Source organism: Calidithermus roseus (assembly GCF_003574095.1).
In the GTDB taxonomy this organism is placed as follows: domain Bacteria; phylum Deinococcota; class Deinococci; order Deinococcales; family Thermaceae; genus Calidithermus; species Calidithermus roseus.
Genome location: NZ_QWLA01000032.1, coordinates 1 through 16,080, shown reverse-complemented (window position 1 = coordinate 16,080; position 16,080 = coordinate 1). Strand labels below are relative to the sequence as shown.

Below are 16,080 nucleotides of genomic sequence, written 5' to 3'. Positions count from 1 at the left end.
CTCCCCCCTAGCGGTGACAGACTGAGCAGTCCGTCAGGTTGGCCTGGTTCACGCCGTGGGCTTCCACCAGCCTGCGCCCCAGCTCTAGTTGTTCAGCAGGAGGCTGGTAGTTCATGTTGAAGACCTCCTCCCTGGGCCTCAGGTACTTCTCGGGTGCTTGGTGGCAGTCCAGGCAGAATCGCATCTCAAAGGACTTAGCCTGGTACAGCACCGGCATCTGGTGGACCGGCCCGTGACAGGTGGCGCAGCCTACCCCCTTGGCTACGTGAATCGAGTGGTTGAAATAGACGAAATCGGGCACCTCCACCACCCGGTTCCACTCCAGCGGCGTGCCCTTCTCCCAGCTCTCGCGCACCGGGGCCAGGAGGGGGCTTTGCGCCCTGACCTGGGAGTGGCAGGTCATGCAGGTCTCCGTCGGCGGCAGACCGGCGTAGCTGGCCCGCTCGACCGCAGCATGGCAATAGCGGCAGCTGATGCCCATCTCGCCGGCGTGCAGAGCGTGGCTGAAGGGTACCGGCTGGGGGATGGGCTTCCCGGCCCGCTGGTCAAACCCCCCCACCGCTACCCCGGAGAAGACCACCAGGAGCACGACGGCGACGGTCGCCAGGCCCCCATAGAAGAGCACCTTGACCCACAGGTTGCGCGCGCGCATTCTCGGCACGGCCAAAACCTCCTGTCGTGGAGCCGATTCACTGCTTTACACTGCATTAGAACAAGCAGTAACTATTCGCATATAGGGACATTTGTCCCGACCTCTACCAGGACAGAAGAAAGCAAGCCCTAGATAGCCTGGAACCCTTTTGCCTAATCCAAGCTTCGAATCTCATTTGATCGAAAATGCTGAGGTGGATTATGATTTAGACAAAATAAGGGGGCAGTGATGAGACCACGGCTGGACCTGATCGGATTGGTGGTACGGGATATGGGAGCCTCATGCCGGGGCCTACCTCTGCGAGAGTCCATCAGCGGTGGACGCGCTCTACTGCGGGTCAGAGATCCTGACGGCCACACCGTAGACCTGTTCGCCCCACCCTGAGATCAGTAAGCTCAGGACATGGGCTACCGTCACGTCTACCTCGAGGGCGTAAGCCTCCAGGAAGTGCGTGATGTCCTGGGGGAGCGCGAGGCACGACTTAGCGGGACAACCGGTCAGGTCATCGTGGTGCTCGAGCCCCCTACCCTCGAGAGCTACTACGCCCAGCAGGACGAAATCGCCCCCCTCGCGGCGGAACTCTCTGGCAAATTGAATACCCTCGCCTTCGCGGTGCTGAACCTCGAGGAGGAACTGCTTTTGTTTTGGGCCTACGATCGGGGTGAGCAGATCTTTGCCTACGACTCCAACCCCATGTACCTAGGCTGCCCGGTCTGCTCGTACGTGAGCGAGACAGTGGGGCCTGAGGCGGGGGATATCGAAAAACTGGCCCAGTTGTTCGGGCATCCGGAAAAGGCCAGGGCGCTCAAGTCCTGGGTAGGACGCAAGCGCGGGATGGGGTTCTTGCGCGAGAGCCAGCGCCACGCCGAGATCGCCCGGCTGCTGGGGTTGCCCGGCCCTTCCCTCGAGCCCGCCTTCTAAGCAACTGTAGTGTGCTTATCCCTCACCACGGGCTGTAAAAAAGCAGCCTGAGTTTCTCTCAGGTTCTCTTCATCGGCTACACTGGGGGTACCTCGGACTACTTTCCGGGGAAATCTGGACCAATTAGGAGGAACGCACCCAAGTTGTTGGCCGCGTCGCCATCTCGACGCATCAACCGGCGCTATAAGCGCGAAATTCGACGAACTGCCACCATGCCGTATGCCACGGCACGATGGAGCGACTAAGTCGGCAGGGTGATGCCCGAGCATCCACAACAATTCTCGGGAGAAAGGTCAGAAGCAGTGTAGAAAAAGGTGTTCGCATGATGACGCTCGTGATTGGAGCTGGCATCGCGGGTTTGGCCGCAGCCCAAGACCTCACGGCAGCAGGACACAAGGTTCGAATCCTTGAAGCCAGAAACCGCGTCGGAGGACGCATCCACACCGACCGCAACTTCGCGGAGGTGCCCGTCGAACTCGGGGCCGAGTTCGTCCATACCAGTGTGGTTCCCACCTGGGAAATCCTAAAACAAGCCAAAATCAAAACCCATTACATCAACCAGCAGAGCGATCTATGGATCCGCCTGCCGGACGGCACCCTCCGCACGGTGGGCGAGGAGGTCAGTTTTTCCGGTGTGCCGCTGGGCTGGCCCGAGGCGCAGGGCGAGGAGTCGGTGGCGGCGTACCTAAAGCGTCTGGGGCTCGAGGTGCACCGGACCCCCTACAAGCTCCAGGAGTACATCTCCGACTACGGGGATCCGGACAACCTTTCGGCGCGGGCCGCGCTCGAGTTCATGCTCGACCCCACCTCGGAGGAGGGGGACTACCGTCCACTTCCAGGCTATGACCGCGTGGTTCAGGTTCTGGCCGAGGGGTTGGACATCGAGCTGGGGGCGGTGGTGGACACCATCGCCTGGGGCGGCCCCGGCGTGACCGTGATCCTGGCCGATGGCCGGGCCTACAGCGCCGACCAAGTAGTGATCACCCTCCCGGTGGGAGTGCTCAAGGCGGGCAGAGTGCGCTTCGTGCCCGAACTGCCCCAGTGGAAGCTCTCGGCCATCCGGCGGCTGGGCGTGGCCACGGTGCTCAAGCTGATCTACCGCTTCGATGGGCCCATCTTGCCCAAGGGGATCAACGGGCTGTATGTCTGCGGAGGCCTGCCCGACGAGTGGTGGTCGAGTTCAAAGGGACAGCGCTATGGTGGCGAGGTCATGACCGCTTTCGCCGCGGGCGAGAAGGCCCGGCAACTGCTCGAGTTGGGGCAGGAGCGGGCGCTGGCCGTGGGCCTGGCGACCCTGCGCGAGGCCCTGGGCCGTCCTGACCTCACCCCCTCGGCCCAGACCTGGAGCCACTGGCAGGACGACCCCCACACCCTGGGCGCATACAGCATGGCGGTGGTGGGCGCCACTGATGCCCGCGCCATCCTGGCTCGCCCCGTCGAGCACAAGCTGTTCTGGGCCGGGGAGGGCACCGCCTCCAACGCCTGGGCCGGAACCGTCCACGGAGCCTTGCAAAGCGGAAAGCGGGTCGCCGCCGAAGTCCTGAGCACGCGCAAGCAGACCCTGGCCCTGTCGGATCTGTCGCAGCCGGCGGCTCAGGCGCTTTAAGTCCCCCACGGGAAGCTTCGCGTTTTGAATTGGTTCGATATGGACCAATTTTCCCCTCACTGCGCCAACGAACGCTTCCCCTGGGGCCCTAGATGAGGGAAAATCAAGCGAGGGCACTTAGAAAAAAGTGGGGGTGTGGGGGAGAATAACTTCCCCACACCCCCTTTCGCCAACCCCACCTCAAACGCCATACGCAAGGCACTTCCCACTCGCCCTGGACCCGGCATATGGTTTGAGCCTTCGTTAACTCTGCCCTGCTCGAGCCCGCCGCCTGGCTAGATTGAAGGATATGTACAGGTGGATCTGGCCGATGTTGCTGGCAGCACTTGCGGGCTGTGGTGAGATGGGCGTGCCCGGCGGCGGAGGTGACGGTGGGGGAGAGTCCAACGCCTTCACCATGACTTGCACGCCCAACCCTTTTTACGTGCCCAAGGGTGGTCAGGCCACCCTGACTGTGACCGTCGGGAACCTCGAAGGGAAGGTGGCCAAGGTGCAGTTGACCTTTGGGGATAACACTATAGGCGTCAATAGCATTCCCAAGACCCAAATCGTTGAAGGAGCAGGGAGTGCCCAGTTCATCATCTCCGTTGAGAGCGACGTTGTTGGAAATCCTTACTTTTACATCTACGCTGTGGGCATGGACAGCGAAAACCGCACCTCGGGAATGCCTCAGACGGACTGTAAGGTTCAGTGGAGCTACTGATCGAATATAGCGACAGAAAAAGGGGCGGGCGTTGGCCCTGCCCCTTCGTTTTGTGGGTGTCCGCGAATTTGGTTTGGGTGATCGGGTCAGATGGAGCTATCGATCATCGACCATCAATGGCCTTAGTTGATGGAGCCGATGCTCCCCTCGAGTTCGACGTTGGTGTTGTGCCCGTTGCGCACGTAGAGGCCCCGCCAGGCGTCTTTGGTGGTGAAGTGGCCCTCGAGGCTGAGGGAGAGGCCCGGCTTGACGTACTGCCGCACGGCACCGGGATCGCTGGGGCTCAGGCCGGGGTTGAGGCCATAGACGTCGGTGTAGAAGTAGCCGTCCTTCTTGCCGTCGGAGAGGTCGAGCGACTCGACGTAAGCCACCTTTAGGCTGCGAACGCTCAGGGTGCGCTGGGTGGAGGAACTGCTATTGGCGATCAATCTACTGCACTTGTAGTCGTTGCAACTGGTAGCGGGGTTCTGGATGTCCAGCCCGATGACTCGGTCGTCGCACTCCATGCCCAGGCTCTCGTTGCAGCCGCCGTCCCACTGCTCGTAGCCGCCGTTGCCGTCGCTAGCCACCCGGATGCGCTTGGAGGCCGTGGTCTCCTGGGCGATCTTGGCTTGATCGGGGCAGGCGTCGGGGGTGATGAACTGCTCGGAGTCGTCGTTCTCGCGCGAGAAGCCAAAGTCGCCTTTGTAGCCGAGTTCCAAGAGCAACTGTCCCGTGCGCAGGTCGGTGGCGGCCAAGGTGACGGTGTGGAGGCGGGCGCATACCCGCTGGTTGGTGCTGGTTTCAGAGTGGAGGTTGATGTACCAGCCGATCTGCTTGGCCTCGTCCTTGATCACGAAGCCTTTGAACCCCTCGCCACGCTCAGGCTGATTCTGGTTTTTGAGCGCCACGTAGGTGAAGGCGGCCTTGTAGCCGATGAGGCCGGGGTCGGAGTTGTGCTCGTGGCGGTAGTAGCACCAGTAGATAGGGTCGATCTGGGGGTGCCAGCCCTGGAACTCGTTGCCGTCGGGGCCTACTACGCGCCAGGCGTTGTGAACCCAGGAGGGGCAATCGGTGTTGGGCTGGGGCCTCTCGCTGATGCCGGACGGCAGCGCGGGCTCGCCGGAGGGCTTTCCGCCCACTTCGGCCAGCAACACGGTGTATTTGCCGTTGTTCTTGCCGGGGCTGCCCAGGGCGATCTCGCCTTTACCGAAGTCCTTGACGAAGGCGGTGAGGCCCTCGGGCAGCGCTACCCGCTCCCAGCCGATGAGCCACAGTGGCACCGGGTCGATCTTCCAGACCACCGCCACTCGTGCATCGCGGTTGAGGAACAGGCGCAGCCAATCGGCACGCTCGCTCTCGGAGGTGGGGACGGCGAGCTCGTCCCAGCCCTCGAAGCCCTTGAACGTCGACTGTCGGGGCTTGTAGCGCACGCCGCCGTAGCCCGCCTCGAGGCTCACCGAGCCGTCGTCTTCCCTGTGCTCGCTCACGTGGTAATAGCGGGCCAGCAGGGTGGGCGGGATGCCGTACTGAGCGGTCAGCGGATGCACCACGCTGCCTCTGTCCACGGCCGGCGGCCTCTCGTTGCTGCCAAAGCCGCCGGTACATGCTGCCAGGAGCAGCAGGCTGACTGCCAGAATCAGGCGCATGCGCTTGCTCATCACTCCCCCTTACGCTCAGTCCGAACGTAGCACAGGGCCTTTGGGATGCGGCTTGAGGCATCCTTAATCGGGGCGTTCATGGTGGCGGAGCGCAATCCTGCATCGCAGGCGAAAAAGGTCTCATGGACGGTTTACCTCCGCTATCCCCGGTTTAGGCTCCGGAGCCAGGGGTATGACGAGAGTGAAAATTGAGCCAGCTCTCCAATCTCTAATCCCCAACCTCAGATGAGCCTGGCCCATACGCTTTTGAAGCCGCCTTCCACCGGCCTGCTGGGTGACCTCCGCCGGATGGTGGATGCTGGGCTAAATGACCCGGCCTCGAGCCCTCGCACCCCTACCCTAAAAGAGCATGGACTGGAAATTCAGCGACAGCCTCCCCTCAGTCCCTAACGGCAAACTGGCCTGGCTGGCCGTGGCCTTTTCCCTTGCGGCCTTCGCCCTGACCTGCCTGGCGGCCCTCTAGCCACCCTACGAACCCGCCCCGACCCGCTACAGGGTCGGGGTTTATTTATGAGGGCAAAAGGATATGCTTGGGGGCGTGATGAGCGAACGCCTGTGGTGGCAGACTGCGGTGATCTACCAGATTTATCCCCGTAGCTTTCAGGATTCCAACGCCGACGGCATCGGCGACCTCGAGGGCATCCGCCGCCGGTTGGGCTACCTGCGCGACCTGGGGGTAGATGCCGTGTGGCTCTCGCCCTTCTACAAGTCGCCCATGAAGGACTTCGGCTACGACGTGGCCGACTATTGCGACGTAGACTCCATCTTTGGCACCCTGGCCGACTTCGACCGCCTCTTGGAGGAAGCCCACCGGCTGGGGTTGAAGCTGATCATCGACTTCGTGCCCAACCACACCTCCGACCAGCACCCCTGGTTCGTAGAGTCGCGCTCAGGGCTCGACAACCCCAAGCGCGACTGGTACGTCTGGCGTGACCCCGCTCCCGATGGCGGCCCCCCCAACAACTGGATGGCCTACTTCGGCGGCCCGGCCTGGACCTTCGATCAGAAGACCGGCCAGTACTACCTGCACCAGTTCCTCCCCGAGCAGCCCGACCTCAACTGGCGCAACCCCGAGGTGCGCCAGGCCGTTTACGAGGCCATGCGCTTCTGGCTGCGACGCGGCGTAGATGGCTTCCGCGTGGACGTGATGTGGCTGCTGGTCGAAGACGCGGAGTTTCGTGACGAGCCTGAGAACCCCGCCTGGAAGGAAGGGGAGTGGGACCGGGGACGGCATATCCACATCTACATGGAAGACCAGCCCGAAACCCGCGAGATCGTGCAGGAGATGCGGGCGGTGCTCGAGGAGTTCAGCACGCCGGGCAAGGAACGCATGATGGTGGGGGAAATTTACCTGCCCTACGAGCAGCTCATGCCCTACTACGGCACCGCCGAGCGCCCCGGCTGCCACCTACCCTTCAACTTTCACCTCATCTTCCGGGGCATGAACCACTGGACCGCCGAAAACATCCGTCACATCGTCGAGGAGTACGAGGCCAGCCTTCCGGAGTGGGCCACGCCTAACTGGGTGCTGGGCAACCACGACCAACACCGCCTGGCCAGTCGCATCGGCCACGCCCAGGCCCGTGTGGCGGCCATGATGCTCTTCAGCCTGCGCGGCTCGCCCACCTGGTACTACGGTGACGAGATCGGCATGGTCGATGGGGTGATCCCGCCCGAGAAGGTGCAGGACCCCGCGGCCTTGCGGCAGCGCAACGTTCGCGGGGAGCAGGGGCTCGATCCAGGCCGCGACCCCGAGCGCACCCCCATGCAGTGGACCCCTCACGCCTACGCCGGGTTCAGTACTGTCGAGCCCTGGCTTCCCATAAACCCCGATTACCCAGAGCGCAACGTCGAGGCTCAGGACGCCGACAGCATGTCCATGCTGACGCTGGTGCGCACCCTGCTGGTGGTGCGGCGCGAGACGGCGGCCTTGCTCGAGGGCGACTACAAGACCTACAAGAGCCCCGAGGGTGTGTTCGCTTACCTGCGTGGGGGCGAGGTGCTCGTGGCCCTCAACTTCACTTCCGAGCCCAAACAACTCTCGGTCCCTGCGGGTGAAATCCTCGTCTCGACCCACCTCGACCGCTACGAGCCGGTGAGCGGGGTGCTCGAGCTGCGCCCCGATGAGGGCGTGATCGTGAAGCTGAAGTGAAGCGGTCAGCTTGTGGCTAGCGGCTAGTGGCTCATGGCGTGTAGTCCGGGAGTCCCGCCCCCACCCTCCCCGTGCGCGGGGAGGGTGTATCCCCCCTGGCCCCCCTTGTTAAGGGGGTAAGGAAAGGGCGTCTCGCGTCTTGCGTTTAGCGTTTGGCGTTCGGCTATCGACCCTCGCCGTACAATGACCCCCGTATGACTCGAGTCCTGTTCGTCTGCATGGGCAATATCTGCCGCTCGCCGATGGCGGAGGGGATTTTTCGCAAGCTGCTTCGGGAGCGGGGTCTCGAGGGCGCCTTCGAGGTGGACTCTGCCGGGACCGGAGGCTGGCACGCGGGCGAGGAAGCCGATCCTCGAGCCCGGCGCGTGATGGAGCGCCACGATGCCTCTTTCGCTCACCGTGCTCGCCAGGTGAATGCCAAGGACGCCGACTACGACTACATTTTCGTGATGGACCGGGAGAACCTGGCGACCCTGTGCCGGATGCTGCCCCAGGCTCAGTCCAGGATTCGGCTGGTGATGGACCTGGTAGGCGGGGGAGAAGTGCCCGACCCCTACTACGACGACCTCGAGGCCTTCGAGCAGGTGTACGCGATGCTCGAGCGGGCTATCGCGGCTTTCTTGGATCAGGTCGCGCTGACGGATACGAACGCCTCGAGCTAGCCATTTGCGCCACGTCCCGGCCTCGAGCCTGTTAGGCTGGTTGCCATGCTCCGGGGCCTTTCCTCGCCGACCACGGCTACGTGATCCTCCAGCCCAATATCCGAGGCTCCACCGGCTACGGCACCGCCTGGCGCGACGCCAACCTCAAGGACTGGAGGGGGGGAGACCTCGAGGACGTGGTGGCCGGGGCCAACTACCTCAAGTCGCTGCCTTACGTGGATCCTGAGCGGGTGGGCATCTTCGGCGGCTTCATGAGCTTCATCGCCGTCACCAAGAAGCCCGGCGTCTTCAAGGTGGGCGTGCCCTGGGTGGGCATCTCCGACCTGCACCTGCTCTACGAGGAGGACATGGAGCGCTTCAAGTACTACCTGCGCCAGCAGATGGGCGATCCCGAGAAGGATTACGCCCTGTGGGGTGACCGCAGCGCCGTCGAGTTCGCCCACCAGCTCACGGCCAAGCTCCTCATCGTGCACGGCACCAACGACCCGCGCTGCCCCATCAGCCAGGCCCGCGTCTTCCGTGACCGGTTGCTGCAACTGGGCAAGCGCGAAGGCGAGGACTTCGAGTACCACGAGTTCGGCGACGAGGGCCACGACCCCGGCGGGGACATCCAGGGCAAGATCCGCACCTACCGCCTGCTGGCGGACTTCCTCGAGCGCAGGCTCTAACCCCAGACCCGTTGCAGAAAGTTCCGGAACAGCTCGTCCAGCAGGGCGACGCCGGGCTCCTCGGCGGGTGCCAGTAGCGCGGCATCCAGGCGCTCGAGTTCGAGCGTGATGAAATCGCTGATCGCAGGGATACGGGGAATAAGCTCCAGCTCGTCCCCGCGCATTTTCCGCTCCAGAAGCTCGTAGACGGCGGCTTTGAACCCCGGCTCGAGCGGGAGTTGCTCGAGCATCACCTGAAACCGCATGGGCACCGGGCCCAACCCGGCCTCGATCCACTTGCAGGCCAGAATCGGGCGTAAGACGTAGAAATACTTCTTCGCCCACACCATCTCGCCCTCGAGGTAATCCCGCAGGTTGCCCTGGGCCATGCTCAGGTAGTGGTACATGCACGAGCGCGGGGAGTAGTACTGCGGCAGCAGCGCCCGCAATTGATCGGCCAGGCCGTCGCGGTCCTTGTAGACCACCGGTGAGCTGAGCCACTCGAGCAAGGGCGGGTTGGACTTGCGGAAGAGCCTGAGCGCCTTACGGAGGTCCCAGCCGCTCACGTCGAGGTCCTTCGTAACGGGATACTCGATCACGTCGCGGCCTTCATAGATCGAAAGATACCATTGCGGCGGTCGGATGTAGATAAAGCGCACGTCGTAGTCACTGTCCTGCGAGGCGAAGCCCCAGGCCCTGCTCCCCGACTCGCACGCGTAAAGAACTACCGCACCCTCCCGGTCTTCCAGGGAGGCTAGCGCTTCTCGCACCTGTTGCATCATCGCTTCCGAGACCATCGCTCCTGACCCGCCTCTCGAGGCTCCAGACCCTCGTGCCCCCATTTAAGCCGGGGTGCGCTCCTGTATAGCTTGCTACCGAAGAATTGCCCGCACGGGTGAAGCATCGGCCCCCTCGAGCCGCAGCGGCAGCACGATCAGCTCGTACTCGCCCGGCCTCACCGCCTCCAGCGCCAGGCCCTCGACGATGAAGATGCCGTTGCGGGCAAAAGCTTTGTGGCCGGGCAGGTCCTTGGAGGTGAGGGGGTCCACGCTGGGGCAGTCGGTGCCGAAGAGCCTGACGCCCCGCTCGGCCAGGTAGTCCACGGCGGCGGGCAGGACGTGGGTGAACTCGCGGGGGAAATCGCGCCACTCGTCGGGCTGGCCGGTGTAGAACAGCACGCGCTCGGCGCGCAGCTCGAGCGAGCGCAGGAAAGGCACGTCCAGAGCCTGCTGGCCCCTGGCGTCCACCACCTGGCAGGGACCGATGAACACCGAGAGGGGCACGCTTTCGAGCTTCCCCCCGTCCTCCACGTAGTGGTAGGGCGCGTCGAGGTGGGTGCCCAGGTGGGTGGTCGTGGTCAGCTTGCTCACGTTGACCGAGTTGCCATCGGCGATCTTGGAGACGGGCTCGAGGGTGAAAGGGGTGTCGCCGGGCCAGACGGGGTGCCCTTCGTAGAGGCGGCGGGTGATGTCGATCATAACCCTAGACTAACCTTCACAATCTGGAATGGGCCGATTAATATAACATCGTCCCGATATAAACGGGATAAGCTCTTTGGAGGAAAAAGTATGCGTGGATTGCTTCTATTGGGCGTAGTTGCCATGCTGGCTCTTACCGGGTGTACCCCAGGGATTCGCGGGGCTGCTGCTAGCGTATCTCCCCTAAAAACCGGGTCTTATCAAGTCGTTGCGGCGGGCGCAGAAAAGACCCACTGTGTGATTCGGCTGTTTTATCTAGGGGAACCACCCGCGCTAGTCGATGCTGTGAACTACCTCGTGGCGGAGAAGGGTGGAGACGCGGCTATCAATGTCCAGTATGAGCAGTACGTAGACACGACCTCCGTGATCCTGCAAATTTTCACTGGAAGCCTGGTGACCAACACGTGTGTGAAGGTCAAGGCGGATATCATCAAGTATCAGTAAGAGAACCGGATATAGCCTAACCTCAGGCCTTGGGAGTTGTCCCAAGGCCTACGTCAACTTTAGTACGGCGGCCTCGAGCGCCTCCACCGCCTGCCGGATGCGCCACTGGGATTTATCGCGCACTCCGGCTACGTTCGATACCGCCCTGAGCTCGGCCCCGGCGAGCCCCAGCCACATGCAGGCCTGGGCGAAGGCCGCGCCCTCCATGTTCTCCACGTCGGCTTCCCATTTGCGCGAGAGTTCCCTGGCCTCGGTGGGGTTCTCCGACACCAGGTCGCGGGTCAGGAAGGTGTGCAGGGGAAGCCCCAGGCGCTGTTGCAGCTCGTGGGTGAGGGCTTTATCGAGGGGAAAGCGGTTGTGAAAGCGGGAGTCCCCCACGGCCAGGGTAGGAAAGCCCAGGCCCTTCATACCCCCGTCCCTCACGCCCAAATCGGCTTGGACTTCTTTTTCGGCCAGCACCGCATCCCCGATTTGCAGCCCCGATTCGGCGTAGGCCCCGGCGATGCCAAACAGCAGGGTGCGCTCGATCCTGTGTCGCTGGGCGTAAGCAGCCAGGGTCATGGCGGTGTTGACCTTGCCGATGCCGCACTCGAGCCACACCCATCCCTCCCCGCGCAGCCCGGCCCTGCCGTGGAAGTCGAACTTGCGGCCTTTGAGAAAAGCGGCTTCGAAGCGGGTCGGGCTCAGCAGCAGTAGCTTCATGGGACTTCTTTCATAACCCAGGTTTTCAGTCCACCACCTTGAACCCCAGCGCCTCGGCCCGCTCGACGAAGAACTGAATGTTCTCGCTCTTGGTCTCCCCGCCCAGGCTCTTGCGCTCGAAAGCGCCCTCGGCGGCGAGGATCATGGTTTCGGCCAGGCAGGCGGGTACGGCTTCCTGCCCAAAGTGCAGGTTGAGGTTGCCGGTCATGGCTCCTGGGGGGCGCACCACTCCACCAGGGATGACCCGCACGCCGGGGAGCTTCTTCACGTCGGGATGCACGTCGGGAGGGACGCCCTCGTCGTAGATCCAGGCGCCGGGCTTGATGTGCTCGGGAAAGATCACCGCCTGGGGGTCGGAGGTGGCGCTGAAGATCAGATCGGCCTCCTTGATGGCGCTAATATCGGTGGTGACGACCATCTCGGGCACCTGACCCTTGCGCTCGAGGTTCTTCCGCAGACTATCGGCGCTCTTTTCCAGCCGCTCCATGTTGCGCCCCACTAAGATGAGCTTTCCCACCAGCGGGGCAATCTGCCGGGCGATGCCGAAGGCCACCACGCCGTTGGCCCCTACCACTGCCGCCGTGGTCTGGCTGAGCTCGTGGCCCGTCTGGGAGAAGTGGGCGATGATGCCGGGAATGGCAGCCTTGACGGTGCCGGCGGTGTAGGCTCCACCGTTGGTGATCTCGATCTCGGGCACGGCCTCCTGTACCCGCTTGCCCTTCTCGCCCACCACGCTCCAGAAGGCCCCCAGCCCCAGCACCGTGCAGCCGAGTTCCTTCGCCAGCCGGGCGGCCTGGACGGCTTTTTGGGTGGCGAGTTCGGGGTTGGAGGTGATCTGGTGGGGCAACAGGGGCGCCGAGATCAAGTAGCAGCGAATCTCGCGCCCGTCGGTGGTTCTGATGCCCCGCAGCTCGCCGTTCTTCATGGGCCGGATCAGGGCGGTGAAGCGCTCGAGCAGCTTTGGCGAAACCCAGCCCCGGTCCACCAGGGGCTTGAACCAGCGGAAGCGCGGGGTCTGGAAGAGGTCCTCCAGTGTGAGCGGGTGGATCATGAAGGCGCACACGGCCTGTTTTTCCGAGGGCAGGGGTAGGGGCTGGCCCAGCCTTGGCTCGGTGCCCTCGAGCATGCGCCCGATGTTCTCCTTGTAGCGCCATAAGGCCAGCCCCAGCAGCCCCAGCGCGGCCAGCTTGGCCCAGGAGGCCACCCCCAGCCCCAGCACCGACAGCGCCAGCAGGCCCACCACGCACAGCCCGGCCAGGCTCATCCAGCCGGTAGCGGCGAGGGCGATCAGCGCCGCCGTGAGCGGAAGCAGGGTGGCCCAGTAGGGAAGGCCCATGAGGGACAGGCCCGCCAGGATGCCCAGCAGCACGAAGCCCCCGCGCCCTCGCAAGGTCGTGCCGGAGGTGAAGACCGGCAGGGGATAAAGATGTCCGAGGTAGGCCAGCACGGCCATCACAAGCCCGCCCTCGAGCCCCCACCCCCCACCCAGCAGGACGGCGATCAGGCCCTTGAGAAAGTCCAGGCTCGAGGCCAGCAGCAACGGAGCGACGCCCAGTTGCTTGAGGGCGTTCTCGAGGCCCAGGTTGTAGGCCGAGGCCCAGCGGGGTTCCTGACGGCTCAGGCGGCGAATGGCCCAGTAGCCCAGCGGCAGTGAGCCCATAAGATAGGCCAGAATGCCAAAAGCGATGACCACGGCACTAAGATACTCCACCTGCCGAAGGTCGTGTGTCGAACGCCAAACGTCGAACACCAGATGTACTGACGGCGGAGCGAGGGTCGCCAACGTCATGAGCCCAACAAGCCCTAACAGGGAGGGGAGAAAAGGGCCAACACGAGCTTCGCCCCCACATTGAGGAAGTTGGATGCGGCATGAGGGTTAAGCTATCCCCGTATGGTCGAGGTACGCTCGCGTTTCGTGACCTTCCATCCACCGGCCAACGCCCGCTTCCTGATAGGCGACTTCACCGACTGGGATAAACGGCCCATCCCCATCTCCAGCCCCCTCACCCTCGAGTTTCCCCCCCACTCCTATATCGAGTACGCCTTCCTCGACGAACAGGGCCAACCCTTCCCCGACCCCGACAACCCCCACAAGGCCCAGAACCCCTGGTGGAGCTATCCCCGCGCCATCGAGTTGCCGGGGTTTCGCTATGAGGCTCCTCCCCGGCCTAGCGGCGAGGGCAAGGGGGTACATCGCCACAGGCTCGAGTCAACCGTCTTCGGCGGCACCCGGCGCTACTACGTCTACGAACCCTCCCAAAGCCCACGCGCTACGCTCTACATCCAGGACGGGGTGGCCTACTACCGCACCGCCCAGTTCGCCGACATTGCCGAGGCGCTGTGCGAGCACGGGGAGATCGAGCCCTTGCGCATGGTCTTCATCGAGCCCGAGGACCGGCGCACAGAGTACTGGTTCAACCCCAAGTACGAGGAATTCCTGCTGCGGGAGATCATTCCTGCCGTGGAAGGGCACTACGGAAAGACCGAGCAGAAGGGCCTGTGGGGGGCCAGCCTGGGCGGGGTGGTCTCGGCTTGGCTGGCGTGGCGCAACCCCCAGCTTTTCCAGGTGGTGGGTACGCAGTCGGCCTGCTTGACCCTCGAGCCCGGCGGCAACGACAGCTATACCGCCCCTGAGTGGCTCACCCAGCAGTATGCCCAGGCCGAGCGCCTGCCGCTGCGCTTCTACTGCGAAACCGGGCAGATCGAGTGGCTTCTGGCTCCCAACCGCCGTTTTGCCGCCATGCTGCAGGACAAGGGCTACCCCCACGCCTACACCGAGCGCCCCTCCGGCCACAACTGGATGACCTGGCGTCAGGGGTTGGCTCCGGGGTTGCGCTACCTATTTGGCATGGCCCGCTAGCCCGGCCTCTAGACTCCGTCCAGGACGGCAAAAACGCAGCCTGGACCGCAATTGCCGTTTTTTGAGCGCGGTTACCACTCTAACAGATTTTTGACATTGCGTCACCAGGGGATGGCTTGCGGTCGGCGGGGCGGTTTGGGGCTACCCTGTTAGGGATGGGACTTGCCGAAGCTATCCTTGCCATCGTTATCATCGTCGCCCTGGAGGCGATCCTTTCTGTAGACAACGCCATGGTGCTGGCGGTGATGGTCAAGCCGCTGCCCCCCGAGTTGCGCAAGAGGGCGCTGCTTTACGGCATCATCGGGGCCTACATCTTGCGCGGGTTGGCGCTGTTGTTTGCCACGCTGATCATCAATATCTGGTGGATTCAGGTCTTAGGCGGGATTTACCTGATTTACCTGGCAGTCAAGTTCTTCCTCAATCGCCAAAGCGACGAGGCTAAATCCCCCGAGCAAGCCCTGGGGGCATCCGTCCAGCAATCCTTCTGGCGCATCGTGGTGATGCTCAACGTGGTGGACTTGGCCTTCGCCATCGACTCGGTGCTGGTGGTGGTGGCTTTCAGCAAGGTCTTCTGGGTGATCTTCACCGGGGTGGCCATCGGCATCCTGCTCATCCGCCTGGCGGCGGGCTGGATGGTGCGGGTGATGGAACACTACCCAAAGCTCGAGACCGTAGCCTACACGGTGGTGGGTTGGGCCGGGATCAAGCTCGCCTTGGAAGGCTGGAACTTAGGTGCCGAGGTGTGGTTGCACAACGAGGCCCTGGTCTTCCACCTGCCCAAGGAGCTGTTCCTGGGGGGTACCTTGCTGATCCTGGTCGCGGGCACCTTGTGGGCCTTGCGCTCGGGCGACCGTTCCGCCCGTAGTGCCTGAAGCCCGCGCTTTGCTCAGGCTGCTCAAAGCAGCTCGAGTTCCGGCCAGCCGTTGAGGAGTTCCTGCTCGCTGAGCGATTCGCCCTCGACCTCGGGGGTCCAGGAGACGTAGGCGGCCAGGGTGGTGACGGGCGTGGTGGCCGAGAGGGCCATGATGGCGGCTTTGGCTCCGGCCTCCCGCAGGGGCAGCGGCACCTGGGGCAGGGTGCCGTGGGCTGCTACCAGGATCGAGACCAGCAGATAGCGACCGTCGGGTTCGGCTTTGGGGGTGTAGTCGCTCGAGCGCTCCACTTTGCCCTCGAACTTACGGAAGGTCTCCACGAACTTCGAGCGGTCCTCGGCCATGAGGCGGTCAAACTGACCCTCCGCTTGCTGCAGGCTGCCCTTCCAGCTTTCGTAGCTGCCAAAGCGCCAGGCGGCTTGTTCGCGCAGCAGCACCACACACACCTCGTCTACCAGGTCGGCCAGGCCCTGCGTGGTGTTGGTATCGGCCTGCTCGGCCAGGCGGCGCAGGGTTCGCTGGAGCGAGGGGCTGTAGAGCAGGGCCAGGCGCAGGCGGGCGACTTCGGCCTCTGGGAGGTTGTCGTAGGTGCCGAGGCCGCTTCCGGCGCGGCGCAGGCCCTGGATGATCGACAGCGCGATCACCCCCATCACGATGATCACCATCACCGAGGCCACCCCCATTCCGCCCCCCCCGGAGCCGGGGGCAGTGGGGATGTAAACCGGGGGGTAGACGCGGGGG

At 63.6% G+C, this 16,080-nt stretch carries 15 protein-coding genes and 1 pseudogene; 9 read left to right on the top strand and 7 right to left on the bottom strand.

Translation table 11 applies throughout. The features are described 5' to 3' along the window. Positions 1–7 precede the first annotated feature (7 nt). Positions 8–652 (bottom strand): ammonia-forming cytochrome c nitrite reductase subunit c552, encoded by a 645-nt coding sequence (locus Mrose_RS09405; RefSeq protein ID WP_119277654.1) that lies wholly within the window; start codon positions 650–652, stop codon positions 8–10. Positions 653–1,054: 402 nt separating this feature from the next. On the opposite strand from Mrose_RS09405, the gene Mrose_RS09400 reads away from it, so the two are divergent. The 3 genes from Mrose_RS09400 (at position 1,055) to Mrose_RS09390 (ending at position 3,882) form a co-directional block, all read left to right on the top strand. Then, entirely contained in the window at positions 1,055–1,573 is a 519-nt protein-coding gene (locus Mrose_RS09400) for a hypothetical protein (protein WP_119277652.1), read from the top strand. A 322-nt stretch (positions 1,574–1,895) separates the two neighbouring features. Next, positions 1,896–3,179 (top strand): flavin monoamine oxidase family protein, encoded by a 1,284-nt coding sequence (locus Mrose_RS09395; protein WP_182482753.1) that lies wholly within the window; start codon positions 1,896–1,898, stop codon positions 3,177–3,179. Positions 3,180–3,468: 289 nt separating this feature from the next. Beyond that, positions 3,469–3,882 carry a hypothetical protein gene (locus Mrose_RS09390; RefSeq protein ID WP_119277648.1) on the top strand — a complete coding sequence of 138 codons (414 nt, stop codon included), beginning with the start codon at positions 3,469–3,471 and terminating at the stop codon, positions 3,880–3,882. Positions 3,883–4,004: 122 nt separating this feature from the next. Here the strand turns inward: Mrose_RS09390 and Mrose_RS09385 are convergent, their stop codons facing one another. Further along, positions 4,005–5,522, bottom strand: a complete 1,518-nt coding sequence (locus Mrose_RS09385) for a hypothetical protein (RefSeq protein ID WP_245969781.1) — start codon at positions 5,520–5,522, stop codon at positions 4,005–4,007. A 541-nt stretch (positions 5,523–6,063) separates the two neighbouring features. Here Mrose_RS09385 and Mrose_RS09380 point away from each other — a divergent pair. From Mrose_RS09380 to Mrose_RS09370, 3 genes and pseudogenes are all read left to right on the top strand, one after another. Next, a complete protein-coding gene (locus Mrose_RS09380) occupies positions 6,064–7,674 on the top strand; it encodes an alpha-amylase family glycosyl hydrolase (protein ID WP_119277646.1) in 1,611 nt (536 codons plus the stop codon). Positions 7,675–7,868: 194 nt separating this feature from the next. Further along, complete coding sequence (locus tag Mrose_RS09375) at positions 7,869–8,336, top strand: low molecular weight protein-tyrosine-phosphatase (RefSeq protein ID WP_182482752.1); 468 nt, start codon at positions 7,869–7,871, stop codon at positions 8,334–8,336. A gap of 71 nt (positions 8,337–8,407) precedes the next feature. Then, positions 8,408–9,004, top strand: a pseudogene (locus tag Mrose_RS09370) (alpha/beta hydrolase family protein); the annotation flags it as partial. Here the strand turns inward: Mrose_RS09370 and Mrose_RS09365 are convergent. Together Mrose_RS09365 and Mrose_RS09360 are read right to left on the bottom strand one after the other, a co-directional pair. Next, positions 9,001–9,753, bottom strand: a complete 753-nt coding sequence (locus Mrose_RS09365) for a nucleotidyltransferase domain-containing protein (RefSeq protein WP_220452310.1) — start codon at positions 9,751–9,753, stop codon at positions 9,001–9,003. The pseudogene Mrose_RS09370 and the gene Mrose_RS09365 sit on opposite strands and share 4 nt — an antisense overlap. A gap of 102 nt (positions 9,754–9,855) precedes the next feature. Further along, positions 9,856–10,461: a cyclase family protein gene (locus tag Mrose_RS09360; RefSeq protein WP_119277638.1), complete on the bottom strand. Its 606-nt coding sequence runs from the start codon at positions 10,459–10,461 to the stop codon at positions 9,856–9,858. Between the two features lie 90 nt (positions 10,462–10,551). Between Mrose_RS09360 and Mrose_RS18580 the strand changes: the two genes are divergently transcribed. After that, positions 10,552–10,905 (top strand): hypothetical protein, encoded by a 354-nt coding sequence (locus Mrose_RS18580; protein ID WP_147371601.1) that lies wholly within the window; start codon positions 10,552–10,554, stop codon positions 10,903–10,905. A 48-nt stretch (positions 10,906–10,953) separates the two neighbouring features. On the opposite strand, the gene mqnB is transcribed toward Mrose_RS18580, so the two are convergent. Then, complete coding sequence (mqnB, locus tag Mrose_RS09355) at positions 10,954–11,607, bottom strand: futalosine hydrolase (RefSeq protein WP_119277637.1); 654 nt, start codon at positions 11,605–11,607, stop codon at positions 10,954–10,956. A gap of 25 nt (positions 11,608–11,632) precedes the next feature. Continuing rightward, on the bottom strand, positions 11,633–13,267 hold the full coding sequence (locus Mrose_RS09350) for a glycerol-3-phosphate acyltransferase (RefSeq protein WP_182482755.1): 1,635 nt from the start codon (positions 13,265–13,267) through the stop codon (positions 11,633–11,635). A gap of 231 nt (positions 13,268–13,498) precedes the next feature. Here Mrose_RS09350 and Mrose_RS09345 point away from each other — a divergent pair, with 231 nt between their 5' ends. Further along, positions 13,499–14,467, top strand: coding sequence for an alpha/beta hydrolase (locus Mrose_RS09345; protein WP_119277633.1), 969 nt, complete (start codon positions 13,499–13,501; stop codon positions 14,465–14,467). A 155-nt stretch (positions 14,468–14,622) separates the two neighbouring features. After that, positions 14,623–15,339, top strand: a complete 717-nt coding sequence (locus Mrose_RS09340; RefSeq protein ID WP_119277631.1) for a TerC family protein — start codon at positions 14,623–14,625, stop codon at positions 15,337–15,339. A 23-nt stretch (positions 15,340–15,362) separates the two neighbouring features. Here Mrose_RS09340 and Mrose_RS09335 read toward each other — a convergent pair. Further along, positions 15,363–16,080: DUF1517 domain-containing protein (locus tag Mrose_RS09335; RefSeq protein WP_119277629.1), on the bottom strand; the 718-nt coding region annotated here is incomplete at its 5' end.